Annotated in this window: 16 protein-coding genes; 7 read left to right on the plus strand and 9 right to left on the minus strand. The window is 38.3% G+C overall.

From position 1 onward, the window contains the following. Window positions 1-198: 198 nt before the first annotated feature. Window positions 199-1,197, plus strand: coding sequence for an NAD(P)/FAD-dependent oxidoreductase (locus tag TR08_RS10045; RefSeq protein WP_045517960.1), 999 nt, complete (start codon window positions 199-201; stop codon window positions 1,195-1,197). A 38-nt stretch (window positions 1,198-1,235) separates the two neighbouring features. On the opposite strand, the gene TR08_RS10050 is transcribed toward TR08_RS10045, so the two are convergent. After that, window positions 1,236-1,601, minus strand: coding sequence for a HesB/IscA family protein (locus TR08_RS10050; protein WP_045517961.1), 366 nt, complete (start codon window positions 1,599-1,601; stop codon window positions 1,236-1,238). 112 nt (window positions 1,602-1,713) lie between these two features. Beyond that, window positions 1,714-1,953 (minus strand): YuzB family protein, encoded by a 240-nt coding sequence (locus TR08_RS10055; RefSeq protein WP_045517962.1) that lies wholly within the window; start codon window positions 1,951-1,953, stop codon window positions 1,714-1,716. A 210-nt stretch (window positions 1,954-2,163) separates the two neighbouring features. On the opposite strand from TR08_RS10055, the gene TR08_RS10060 reads away from it, so the two are divergent. Then, window positions 2,164-3,231 carry an NAD(P)/FAD-dependent oxidoreductase gene (locus TR08_RS10060; protein WP_045517964.1) on the plus strand — a complete coding sequence of 356 codons (1,068 nt, stop codon included), beginning with the start codon at window positions 2,164-2,166 and terminating at the stop codon, window positions 3,229-3,231. A gap of 773 nt (window positions 3,232-4,004) precedes the next feature. On the opposite strand, the gene TR08_RS10065 is transcribed toward TR08_RS10060, so the two are convergent. After that, complete coding sequence (locus TR08_RS10065; protein ID WP_045517966.1) at window positions 4,005-4,340, minus strand: YuzD family protein; 336 nt, start codon at window positions 4,338-4,340, stop codon at window positions 4,005-4,007. A 150-nt stretch (window positions 4,341-4,490) separates the two neighbouring features. Here TR08_RS10065 and TR08_RS10070 point away from each other — a divergent pair, with 150 nt between their 5' ends. Further along, window positions 4,491-4,736, plus strand: a complete 246-nt coding sequence (locus tag TR08_RS10070; RefSeq protein ID WP_081954428.1) for a NifU family protein — start codon at window positions 4,491-4,493, stop codon at window positions 4,734-4,736. Window positions 4,737-4,779: 43 nt separating this feature from the next. On the opposite strand, the gene yutH is transcribed toward TR08_RS10070, so the two are convergent. Next, a complete protein-coding gene (yutH, locus tag TR08_RS10075; RefSeq protein ID WP_045517968.1) occupies window positions 4,780-5,790 on the minus strand; it encodes a spore coat putative kinase YutH in 1,011 nt (336 codons plus the stop codon). Window positions 5,791-6,000: 210 nt separating this feature from the next. Between yutH and TR08_RS10080 the strand changes: the two genes are divergently transcribed. Then, the gene (locus tag TR08_RS10080; protein ID WP_045517970.1) at window positions 6,001-6,501 is read left to right on the plus strand and encodes a phosphatidylglycerophosphatase A family protein; all 501 of its coding nucleotides are present in this window, start codon (window positions 6,001-6,003) and stop codon (window positions 6,499-6,501) included. Between the two features lie 321 nt (window positions 6,502-6,822). Here the strand turns inward: TR08_RS10080 and TR08_RS10085 are convergent, their stop codons facing one another. Genes TR08_RS10085 through TR08_RS10095 form a run of 3 tightly spaced genes read right to left on the minus strand, consistent with a single transcriptional unit; the run spans window position 6,823 to window position 9,346 of the window. Then, complete coding sequence (locus TR08_RS10085) at window positions 6,823-7,587, minus strand: TIGR01457 family HAD-type hydrolase (RefSeq protein ID WP_045517971.1); 765 nt, start codon at window positions 7,585-7,587, stop codon at window positions 6,823-6,825. A gap of 5 nt (window positions 7,588-7,592) precedes the next feature. Beyond that, window positions 7,593-8,030 (minus strand): DUF86 domain-containing protein, encoded by a 438-nt coding sequence (locus tag TR08_RS10090; protein WP_045517972.1) that lies wholly within the window; start codon window positions 8,028-8,030, stop codon window positions 7,593-7,595. Between the two features lie 23 nt (window positions 8,031-8,053). Beyond that, window positions 8,054-9,346 carry an EAL domain-containing protein gene (locus TR08_RS10095; protein ID WP_238579115.1) on the minus strand — a complete coding sequence of 431 codons (1,293 nt, stop codon included), beginning with the start codon at window positions 9,344-9,346 and terminating at the stop codon, window positions 8,054-8,056. 201 nt (window positions 9,347-9,547) lie between these two features. Between TR08_RS10095 and TR08_RS10100 the strand changes: the two genes are divergently transcribed. Together TR08_RS10100 and TR08_RS10105 are read left to right on the plus strand one after the other, a co-directional pair. After that, a complete protein-coding gene (locus TR08_RS10100) occupies window positions 9,548-9,814 on the plus strand; it encodes a DUF3055 domain-containing protein (RefSeq protein ID WP_045517975.1) in 267 nt (88 codons plus the stop codon). A 173-nt stretch (window positions 9,815-9,987) separates the two neighbouring features. Then, complete coding sequence (locus tag TR08_RS10105; RefSeq protein ID WP_045517976.1) at window positions 9,988-10,272, plus strand: hypothetical protein; 285 nt, start codon at window positions 9,988-9,990, stop codon at window positions 10,270-10,272. Window positions 10,273-10,299: 27 nt separating this feature from the next. Here TR08_RS10105 and TR08_RS10110 read toward each other — a convergent pair whose 3' ends face one another. After that, the gene (locus TR08_RS10110) at window positions 10,300-10,575 is read right to left on the minus strand and encodes a YutD family protein (protein WP_045517978.1); all 276 of its coding nucleotides are present in this window, start codon (window positions 10,573-10,575) and stop codon (window positions 10,300-10,302) included. 113 nt (window positions 10,576-10,688) lie between these two features. Here TR08_RS10110 and TR08_RS10115 point away from each other — a divergent pair, with 113 nt between their 5' ends. After that, window positions 10,689-11,327 (plus strand): YhcN/YlaJ family sporulation lipoprotein, encoded by a 639-nt coding sequence (locus TR08_RS10115; RefSeq protein WP_045517979.1) that lies wholly within the window; start codon window positions 10,689-10,691, stop codon window positions 11,325-11,327. An 80-nt stretch (window positions 11,328-11,407) separates the two neighbouring features. On the opposite strand, the gene lipA is transcribed toward TR08_RS10115, so the two are convergent. Continuing rightward, window positions 11,408-12,343: a lipoyl synthase gene (gene lipA, locus TR08_RS10120; RefSeq protein WP_335451984.1), complete on the minus strand. Its 936-nt coding sequence runs from the start codon at window positions 12,341-12,343 to the stop codon at window positions 11,408-11,410. Between the last annotated feature and the right edge of the window lie 71 nt (window positions 12,344-12,414).

A 12,414-nucleotide genomic window follows, 5' to 3' on the forward strand; every position in this document is an offset into this window, starting at 1 on the left:
AATTTAACATCTATCCTCCATACATATTATGCTAAACTCTTCACATTTTCAAGTGATTTATAGGATTATTTTTTAAAAAAATAATAGAAATTTTCCTATCTTAACTATCTGAATATTTCCCAAAAGTTGTGAGGATTTTATGTTTTTGTGATATTATAAGGAATGGAGTCTGTTACTACATAGTTGGGGGGATATAGGGTGCAAGAAGATCAAAAAGTTTATGATATTACCATTATTGGGGGCGGTCCTACCGGTCTATTTACTGCCTTTTACGGCGGAATGAGACAAGCTTCTGTAAAGATTATTGAAAGCTTACCACAATTAGGTGGTCAATTATCGGCACTATACCCAGAAAAATATATTTACGACGTTGCTGGATTTCCAAAGGTCCGTGCACAAGAACTAATCAATAACCTAAAGGAGCAAATGGCAAAGTTTGAGCCAGCTGTTGCTTTAGAGCAATCCGTTGAGAAATTGGAAAAACAAGAAGATGGCACCTTCAAATTAACAACCAATTCCGAAGTACATTATTCAAAAACAGTTATTATTACTGCAGGAAACGGTGCATTCCAACCACGCCGATTAGAACTTGAAAGTGCTGCACAATATGAGCGTAAAAACCTACACTACTTTATTGACGACCTTAACAAGTTTGCTGGTCAAAAAGTTGTTGTGTTTGGCGGCGGTGATTCAGCTGTGGACTGGGCATTAATGTTAGAGCCTATTGCCAAGGAAGTAACGATTGTTCACCGAAGAGATAAATTCAGAGCACATGAGCATAGTGTTGAGAACCTGAATAACTCAAAAGTAATTGTTAAAACTCCTTTTGTACCTGCTGAATTAATTGGTGATGACAGCGGTATTAAGCAAGTTGTCCTTACTGGAGTAAATGGGGATGGCAAGGAAGCTATTGATGTGGATGCGGTTATTTGTAACTATGGTTTCGTTTCCTCTCTAGGTCCAATTAAAGAATGGGGCTTAGAAATCGAGAAGAATTCTATTGTCGTTAACTCTAAAATGGAAACAACTGTACCAGGAATTTATGCTGCAGGAGATATTTGTACCTATGAAGGTAAAGTAAAATTGATTGCCTGCGGATTTGGTGAAGCGCCTACCGCTGTCAACAATGCAAAAGCATTTATCGATCCAAAAGCAAAAATCCAGCCTCTTCACAGTTCATCAATGTTTGGAAATTAACGAACAAAAGGCGCCCCTAGAGGTGCCTTTTACTTTTATTAGCATTCTTCTGGTGTACCTGTTGCTGTTGCGGTTCTGAACGATGAACCACAGCCGCAAGATGCAATCGCGTTAGGATTATCGATGGTAAATCCGCCGCCCATCATCGATTGCTTATAATCAATTTTTGTACCATTTAATATCGGGGCATCCTCTTTAGCCACAAGAATTTGAATTCCATGCTGAGCAAAATGGAGATCCTCTTCCTTCACTTCATGATCGAATCCCATACCGTATGATAAACCACTGCAGCCTCCACCTTTTACACTAACACGCAAAAGGGCACCTTCTTCTTCATTGTGTTTCATCATTTCTTTTATTTGAAGAGCCGCAGCTTCCGTTAAAATAACAACATCATTACTCATTCATTTTTCCTCCTTGTTGAGGTCTTTCTTATAGTATATACACTGTAACTTTATGACTCAACTAATTAAACTTTGAGAATAAAATAAAGGGACGGAATTCCGCCCCATTTTATTAAAACATTGGATTCTCATCTAAGTATTGATAGATATTTTCCACAAGTTCATCAGGTGTATTACCTGTTACAACTTCACCGTTTACAAGTGCAAAAAGAGTGGAAGCACATTTCCCGCAATATCCGAGGCATCCATATTCAATTATATCAAGATTCGGGTCTTTTTCTAACCTCTCCAGAGCTTTTTGGGCACCACTAGCTAGATTACTCATACAAAATTCAATAATTGGCATTAACATGGCTATCACCTCTCCACAACATATTATCCTACTATCTTTCTTTAGCTACGTCAAATACCATGTTTCATGTCGAAATGTCAATAAAATTGTCATATGTGTTGTTATTTTGTCATAATTCAGCTATACTTTTAATGGATTTAAAGACTATATTACTATTATTTACAACTTAAAATATAGACATGATTACTGGTTTACAAAGGGGATAATAAAATGAAAAACCTTGTAATTCTCGGTGGCGGATACGGCGGAATGAAGATTTTGACTGAACTTCTTCCAAACAATTTACCTGAGGATGTAAGAATTACACTTGTTGATCGCGTTCCATACCATTGTTTGAAAACTGAATATTATGCCTTGGCGGCAGGAACTGTTTCTGATAAGGAGTTGCGCGTTTCCTTTCCAGAACATCCTCAATTAGAGATTAAATATGGGGAAGTTACAGGAATTGAAAAAGATAATAAAAAGGTCCTCCTTAAAGATTCAGAGCCTATTTCCTATGACACCTTAATCATCGGTCTAGGCTGCGAGGACAAGTATCATGATGTACCAGGTGCAGATCAATACACATACAGCATTCAAAGCATTGAAAAATCCCGCAAGACCTATTCGGTACTAAATAATTTAGGACCAGGATCTGTTGTTGGTATCGTGGGTGCAGGTCTTAGTGGTGTGGAGCTTGCTAGTGAATTAAGTGAAAGTCGTGGCGACTTAATAATTAAACTATTTGATCGTGGTAAACACATTCTTCCTGCATTTCCTGACCGCTTAAGTAAATATGTTGAAAATTGGTTTCATAAAAATAATGTTGAAATTATTAATAACTCTAATATCACAAAAGTTGAGGAAAATTTGCTTTACAACCATGATGAGCCTATCCCGTGTGATGTGATTGTTTGGACCGCTGGTATCCAGGCGAATAAGGTTGTTCGTGAATTAGGGGAAGAAATGGACCGCTCAGGCAGACTCATTATCACACCTCGTCATCATTTACCGAATGATGAGCATGTTTTTATTCTAGGAGATTGCGCTAGCCTACCACATGCCCCAAGTGCTCAATTAGCAGAGGGACAGGCGGAGCAAATCGTCGAAGTGTTGAAGAAGCGCTGGAATGGCGAGGAGCCACCGGCAGAATTCCCAACCATTAAATTAAAAGGTGTTCTAGGTTCCCTTGGTAAGAAACATGGTTTTGGTATGATGGCAGACCGTGCGATTACAGGTCGAGTTGCTCGTTTAATAAAATCTGGAGTTCTTTGGCTCTACAAGTACCATAACGGATGATAACTAAATTTCCCTTTCAAGAGGGAGTAATTCAAACAGTGCATCTGCACTGTTTTTTTATATCAACTTAAAAAAACTAGGGCTAACTTGATAGAAATTCAAATAAAGAAAAGTGGTCCCATGAAAGGTCCATGGTGACCGTATTTCGATTTTTTCATAAAAAATAGTCACCATGATGGGTCCATGGTGACTGTTTTTCGACTTATATCTCATCTTTTTGTAGTTTTTGGGCTCTCATCACCTTTATGAGTGAACGTCAGTCCTTCTTTTTGCAGTTTTTGGGCTCTCATCACCTTTATGAGTGACCGTCAGCTCTTCTTTTTGCAGTCTTCGGGCTCTCATCACCTTTATGAGTGACCGTCAGCTCTTCTTTTTGTAGTCTTCGGGCTTTCATCACCTTTATGAGTGTCCGCCATCTCATCTTTTTGTAGTTTTTGGGCTCTCATCACCTTTATGAGTGACCGTCAGCTCATCTTTTTGCAGTCTTCGGGCTCTCATCACCTTTATGAGTGACCGTCAACTCTTCTTTTTGTAGTCTTCGGGCTCTCATCACCTTTATGAGTGACCGTCAGCTCTTCTTTTTGCAGTCTTCGGGCTTTCATCACCTTTATGAGTGACTGTCAGTCCTTCTTTTTGCAGTTTTTGGGCTCTCATCACCTTTATGAGTGACCGTCAGCTCTTCTTTTTGCAGTCTTCGGGCTTTCATTACCTTTTTGCTTGAAAAGTTGGCACCATAAAAGGTCCATATTAAGCCAAATCAGTTTCGATTATGTTTATTCTGCCTGAATCGCTTTGTAGCCATATTTTTCCAACTCACTAAATATTGTTTTTAATCTCGGGTTTCCTTCTCCGACGATTTTATCCTTAATAACAATGACAGGATAAAAAAGATCGTCTTCAATAACTCTTTTAGCAAAGTCCTCTTTTTCACTTTCATTAGGTGGTTGATAAATATCAACATACGTCATTTTGAAAGGTTGTTCTGGGAACTTCCTTGAAATAGCCGCTTCTAGCCATTCAAATGTTTCCTTTGATGAGGGTAAGTTAACACAGCTCGGACATAATTGTTCAGCACCATAGAGGATAATTTCAACTGTAGTATTTGTCATTCCATCAATCCTGCCTTTTTCTTCTATTTTACATCATTTAAACTATGAATACATAAAAATATGGTTGTAAATGTGCGCATTCCCATTTCATGAGAATGGATTTTTCCCTTCAATGACATTATAATATAAGGTAGGAAGGAGACGATAAGTATGGCAGAACAAGAAGTACAAGAAATGTTTGAGCAGGTTCAGGAAGTTTTAGATAAATTACGTCCATTTCTTCTTCGCGATGGAGGAGATTGTGAGTTAGTTGATGTTGAGGATGGTATTGTTAAACTGCGTTTACTAGGTGCATGCGGAAGCTGCCCAAGCTCAACGATTACCCTTAAAGCAGGAATTGAAAGAGCACTTTTAGAAGAAGTTCCTGGTGTAGTTGAAGTAGAACAAGTATTTTAATAACGAAAAAAGCGATTGCTAACAAAGAGCAATCGCTTTTTCATTATCTGATCGATAACCAGTCTAATTGAGGAATTTTTAATGGTTTTAATGGTGCTCCAACTGTATGATAAAAATGGCCTAAAAAGCGTTCATACTCTGTTGATTGCTTTAACATCTTACTTAACTGTTCTTCTAACAGTTTCTTATTCTGTTCGGACCGAGTTATATAATAATTTTCAATACACTCAAAGTAATGAAGCGGAAACAATAACCGGGAAAATAATAAGCGCCACGAAAAAGAGGATAAAGGGGCAATACTTTGATAATCGACGAAAAACTGTCTCACATCAATCTCGTAGGTTTGTGTATTCCTAAAGTATCGCTCCCTAGACCATTCTGCAAGATCACGACTGCGATGATCAAAAACCCAATCGAATGGGTCCTTAATGTAATAATTAGCTCCCCAAGAGTCATATGAAAAACGTTCATGACACACTGTTCCACTATCCGATTCTTTCGGTTCATCGTCCAGCTCGGTATCAACCAAATACTGGATCGCATTTTCTGTTAAACCAATATAGTATGGAAATGAATCAATAAACATCCGTTCAAAATCATCGTCAGGTGTTTGATATAGAAGTTCACTCCATACCTTTTCAATTTGGTCCAACCGCTTTTCCCATAATTGCTTCCATTGTCCAATTCTGCTTGACCTTTCAATTTTAAATGGGACTGTTTTCCCTCGCTCATGAAATTTCGCTAACTTTCTTCCTATTTTCACTTTTGCAGGTTTTTCTAACTGCCGATTTGCAAGCACACAATATTGCTGATTTTCCCAGGTAGTAATGAAGTCTCCCTCATTAGATTGTAAAAAGGCTGGTACATGGGGATCTCCATTTTTCCTTAAGTGTTCCGCAATTTTCTCTAGTTCATTAATATCTTCAGCTTCTCTTCCGTTAGATTTCGCAACTAAATAAAGCCAGCCATTTCCTCTAAGCGCATCGTAAGAGTCTAATTTTACGTATTCATCGACTTGTATTCCATACTTATTTTCAAGTAATTTTTGCAGCACCCTTCCACCCCTTCTCTTTTCTACTCCTATGTCATATATATGTAGTAGCCCAAAAAACTTGTTGTCTTCTTACGGAATAAAAGTATAAGAAAAACGGTATAGGAGAAATCTGTAAGGAGGGTGATGGTTCATTCGTTCCTTTTCAAATTACCGAGCATATGTTAAGAATTAAGAATAGGTGAAAAATTCCAAGGAAAAGGTGATAAATGGATGGCAGAAGATAAAAAAATGGATTTAACAGAAGAAACTGCACGAAGATGGATCAAAGAAAGAGGCGTAGATATTCAGGATATTGCTGATTTAGTCTATTTCTTGCAGGAAAAATACCATGAAAACTTAAAAATGGAAGACTGTATTGCAAACGTGGAACGCGTCCTATCAAAACGTGAGGTCCAAAATGCCATCATAACGGGAATTCAGCTAGATATGTTAGCCGAGAAAAACATGCTGGAAGAACCCATTCAATCCATTATCAAAACAGATGAAAGTCTTTATGGCGTCGATGAAATTTTAGCACTGTCCATCGTAAATGTGTATGGATCCATTGGTTTTACGAACTATGGGTATATCGATAAGCAAAAGCCAGGTATATTAGCTCATTTGAACGATAAATCAACTGGAGAATGTCACACATTTTTAGATGACATCATCGGTGCAATCGCAGCTGCCGCCTCAAGCAGACTAGCTCACCGAGCAGCACATGTTGAATAGAAAAGCGGAAGCGCCTTGAACAGGGAAAAATGCATTTCAATTTTTCCTAGGGGCGACAGGCATAAGACGAGCCGGCGAGAAGGTTGCTCTTTAACCTTCTTGACGGATTGACAGAAATGTGGAGGCGACTGCTCTGGGACGAAGGAATAAGACGAACTCTGCAAGAAGGCGCTTTTTGCCTTCTTCAGGGGGCGGCTTATGACTCGAGTCCCAAGGTGCCGAAACTAGACACGCTTATGACCCCGATCCCTTAGGCGCTGGAGCTAGACAGTAATCTAAGTTCAAATCTAAGAAAAGGATGGAGTTCTATCCATCCTTTTCTTACGGCTCCCATTGATCCAATGAATCAATCGCATATGTTGGTTTTCGGTCATAGTCAGCAAGTAATTCCTTCGTTGTTACACCCGTATGAACTAGGAGTGTATCAAGCCCTGCATTCATCCCTGCTAAAATATCGGTCTCATAATAATCACCAACCATGAGTGTTTCTTCTTTAGAGGTTCCTAAAACCTTTAACGCCTGTTCCATTATGATTGATTCAGGCTTCCCAATAAAAGTCGGCTTGGTCTTTGTTGAAACGGCAATTACAGACGTGAGCGAACCGTTTCCAGGGAATAAGCCTCTTTCTGTTGGGATCGCTATATCTCCGTTTGTTGAGATAAAGGAAGCACCATTACGGACAGCCAGGCATGCTACGGCTAATTTTTCATAGCTAATTTCACGGTCAATTCCGATTACCACATAATCTGCATTTTCTCCAGCAAAGGTAAATTTCTTTTCCTCCAATGCCGTACGAATACCTTCTTCCCCAATTACATAAACGGACGCATTCTTCTTTTGATCATATATATAATTCGCCGTTGCCTGACTCGTTGTAAAAACAAGGTCTTCTTCTGCAGGAATATCAAATTCCCTTAACTTTTGAGCAACTTGAGCAGGAGTCCGGGATGAATTATTGGTTACGAATAAATAAGGAATATCTTTATCCCTTAATTTTTTCACAAAATCTCCTGCCGCTTCAATTTTTTCTGATCCTTTATACATCGTTCCATCAAGATCAATTAAATAACCTTTATACTTTTTCATGTTGATCACTCCCTAAATGCCGATACTGGACCTAGTTCATTCGCAAGATAGTCTCGTACATTCTTAGGAAATAAAGCTAAGGCATTAATATGGCTGTAAAATTGTTTTTGAAGTTCACTGTGGTCAATCTCCGTATACAACTGGACGAGTACCTTCCGATACTGGACTAGTATTTTTAAGCTTTTACCTGTTTCATCCGATACAACCTTTTCGTCCATTAATATCTCGATAATATCCTCATAACTGCCAGGGTCTCTCATAATAAACCCATCTATCATCGCGTTACCCACATCTAACACCGACTCAATCATAAGATGTGTAATCCGTTCTAATGCTGCTTTTTCTATCGGTGTTGACCATTGATTCTGACTAGAAAATAGGCTGATTTGCTTTTCTAAGAAAACCAATGTTGTCTCCAACTTTTCGCGGTCTACAAAATACATTTCATCCACTTCCTCATTAATAATCATCTCGTTGCAATTTCATTAAAAAACATAGCTGGGCGCGCGTAAAAATTCCCCTGTGCTAAGTCAACATTATTTCTAGTTAATACGGAAGCCTCCTCTTGGTTTTCGATTCCTTCCGCCACCACTAAAGACCCCGCCTCCTTAGCTATAAGGAGCAATCCCTTTAACATTGACTCCTTTACAGAGTTTTTATCTATATTTTCAATCACAGAACGATCAATCTTTATTATATCAGGCATGAGTTCACTGATCGTATTTAAGCTTGCATAACCTGCTCCTGTATCATCAACAGCAATCTTAAATCCCATTAAACGTAATACATTAATATTAAAAGCAAAATTCTTCAAACCTTCGATTGAATCCCGTTCTGTGACTTCAAAGGTAATTTTCCTCGGGGATATACCCCTATATTTCTGTAGTAACATTTTCAAATCACTGGTAAATCTAATATTCCCTAGAGTTAAAGGGGTACAATTAACAAATATATCTTGACGGCAGCGAGATGCTTTTACTTGCTGGAACATTTTTTCCAACACAATCATTTCTAATTCATACAGACGGCTTGTTTGTCTTGCCACAGAAAAAAGCTGTAAAGGAGCTTCTAAAGCAGTCCCTTTTGGACCACGAGTAAGCAGTTCCCATGCACGTATCTCATTTGTGGCCACATCAATAATTGGCTGTGCTAACAAGGTAATAGCCTTCTTGGTAATAATTTTGTTGATCGCAAACAGCATTTCATTAATCTCTAGCTGCTCTCGCTTCTCAGCAATGCCAATTGCTTGTCTGTGCGCTTTTAATATAGAATCTTGGATTGAATATTCATATTTATCGACAAACATATACCCTGCTTCAAAAGTCGGATACACAGAAGAATACAATTTCATGAATCTTTGCGCTACTTCGTTTGATATCTTTTTCATTATAATATCAATATTTGAAATAGAATGTCGATCATGGTCAACGGTAATTAATAGGGTAATTCCTTCCCCATAATAATCATGAAGGGTAATAAATTCCTTTGGGTTAACTTCTTGTTCCACAACTATTTGAAAAAGTTTCTTCATATTTTTCAACATCTTAGAATGCTGCTGCTGGGTTTCTGCCTGTTCAATTACATCCTTTTGGTTACTTAATTTAAAAACTATTACTGCTACCTCGTGCCCAGCATCAAAAGCATTCGTTACCCCTTCTATTAAAGGATTGCGCAAGGTAAATTGAGGAGGGTAATAGCGTATGGACGAAAGAGGTAAAATAATCTTTCCCCATTGCATCACACTTTTAACTTTATTCATGTAACGACAGTCCATGGACTCCATCCCTCTCAGAAGCAACATACGACAATAATAAGTATATTGTAACACAATTTGACAGTATTCGGTTTTCCCCTTCAGTAAATTTTTAACAATATTCTATTTACTTCAATATTCCCCCACTGACATATTATTTGGTAATATAAAAAGGATGGAGAAATTAACTAAAGGAGAACACAATACATGAAAGAACGTTTTTTCTTATACGATGATACAGAGGATACAAAAACACGATTTGTAAGCTTTGTTGGTGACAACCAGCGATTTGATTTGGCAATTGTTAAAACTGACCGTCATTATGGAAAACATCTTGTCCTCGATATACAAGGGAATCGCTTTGCGATCATTGGTGAGGATGACTTGAAAGAGGAAGGGTATTTAGAATACGCTTTTCAATTAAATGAAGAGGACGCAGAAGAATTACGTTCCTTTTTATTAGAATTACTATAATTTTTTATCATTCCTTTTTACATACTAAGAACAAAAGGTGGAAGCGCCTTGCACAGAGGCGGCAGGCATAAGACGAGCCGGCGAGAAGGTTGTTTTTCAACCTTCTTGACGGATTGGCTTATGACCCCGAGCCCCTAGGCGCTGCAGCTAGATTATTAAAAAGGAGTGAGAGTATGGCGGATAAGAAAGAAAGAAACTATTTTGATTTATCCAATGTTGAAAAGCAGAAGAACTTTCTAACTGCAGAGGAATACCCAGAAGGTCCCTATGGATCTCCTATAGGTAAAAATGAGCCAGTTGAAAATAAAAGCACTCCCTGGCAGGAAGGGCAGCGCTTTTATAGCGCCTTTAATTATGAGGATAAAACGTTTCATCAGAATATTCCACGGCAAATGGAAGGGGCTCACCCAACACATGACGACCCAGAGAGTGATGAACAACCTCCGTATAATCAATAATAAAGAAGCTCGCCAAATGGCGAGCCTTTATTTTTTTACTTTTTTTAGAACGAAATAGGCACAGCCAAAATTACAGTATTCATACAAATATTCACTTAAAGTACTGATTTTGGTATCAAAGGTAGCTTTTTGATTTTGATCTTCAAAAAAGCCTTTAAGCCGGAGTTGTCCATAACCCCAATCCCCGACAATATAATCATATCTAGATAATATATCACTATATCTCGCCTTTAAGGCTTCATCATTAAAGGCCTCTCTGTGTTCCTGCACTATTTCATACGTGGAGCCGTTGATATTGATCATGTTATCACCTCAAATTTACCAGTAAATCTTTCTTTCATTATAACCGATTCACCATCAATTACTAAGAAAAAAAATCAGTTATTTGGCTATTCTAAAAAAAGGAGGTGCTTTAAGTGAAAAAATGGTCGATGATCATTGGTTTTTGTTTACTCCTAACAGCAGCAGGCTGCTCAAAGGATATGGCAAATCGTGATGTTTATGAAGAAAGCGGAGATACCATAAATGTCAATAACAAAAGAGAAGAGCTTTATAATGAAGGCGGCAGTCGTGGTGTTCGAAATGTGAGCGATGATTATGGCTTTGTTCGTCATCAAAAAAGCCCTATCCAGAATGACCGGGGAGGAACTGAACACTATTCGGCTATTGACCGTGAACAAGTTGCTAATATTATTAGTCAGCTGAGCACGGACGTACCTAATGTAAATGATGTAGCTACTTTAGTGACAGACCAAGAAGTTCTAATTGCCTATAGTTCAGATACTAAGAACCGTAATCAAACGGCAGACCAGGTAAAAAGAACAGCTATGTCAGTTGTTCCAAGATTTTATCATGTGTATGTATCTGACGATAAAAACCTAATGCGAGATGTGGAAAATCTTGCAAATCTTGATTCAACAAGCAGAAATGCACGAAATTCGGTAAACCAACTAATTACACTAATGAAAAAGTCACCACAAGGCAATCGAATGAGCGATAGTGAAGACGAAAACGGTGCTACAGCTAATGATACTATAAATAGAACGAAGCGTTAAAAAAAAGAGTTCAGCCCTAGTGGACTGAACTCTTTTTTTGACTACTACAGCGCCTAGGCGCTTCTGCTTTTCATTTTATCTTATGCTTCTTTTGCTTCAGTTTCTCCAAGCAATTGTTTATGCTTAGCTGCTGCATTAACCTGTTCATCTGCATGGTAGGATGAACGTACTAACGGACCTGCCTCGCAATGACTAAAACCTTTAGTGATGGCAATTTCACGTAATTCGGCAAATTCCTCTGGACGATAATATTTTTCAACCTTTAGATGGCTCTTAGAGGGTTGTAAATATTGTCCAATTGTCATTATATCTACATTATTTGCTCTTAGGTCATCCATGACCTCGATAATTTCTTCTTTTGTTTCTCCAAGACCAACCATTAAGCTTGATTTCGTTGGTATTGTAGGCTGCATTTCTTTCGCTCTGCGCAAAAATTCTAATGAACGCTCATACTTTGCACGTGCTCTAACTCTTGGTGTAAGTCTTCTTACCGTTTCAATATTATGATTTAAGATGTCAGGCTTTGCATCCATTAACAATGCTAGATTTTCTTCCTTTCCACCCATATCTGATGGGAGAACCTCAATACTAGTAAAAGGATTCTTTCTTCTAATCGCTTTAACGGTTTCTGCAAAAACTCCTGCACCGCCATCTTTTAAATCATCCCGGGCTACCGCAGTAACCACAACATGTTTTAAGTTCATTAATTGAACAGAATCTGCCACTCGTTCTGGTTCTGCCAAATCTAATTCTGTTGGCAATCCTGTTTTAACTGCACAGAAACGGCAGGCACGTGTACATGTATCACCGAGGATCATGAAGGTAGCCGTTCTTCTTTCAGCCCAACATTCGTGAATATTGGGGCAGCGCGCCTCCTCACATACCGTATGTAGGTTTTTTTCGCGCATCATTTTTTTTAAGCCTGTATAATGTTCATTCGTATTTAATTTTATTTTCAACCATTCCGGTTTTCTTAGGTATTCTTCATTTCTGCTCACTTTTCCACCCCTATAAATGAGTTTGCTCCTTGTCACTTTACCATACTTTTTGTAACAACGACAAGCAGACTAACTTCGTAAGCTCCTAT

Origin of the sequence: Neobacillus niacini (assembly GCF_000759675.1) — a bacterium.
Classification (GTDB): domain Bacteria; phylum Bacillota; class Bacilli; order Bacillales; family Cytobacillaceae; genus Neobacillus; species Neobacillus niacini_A.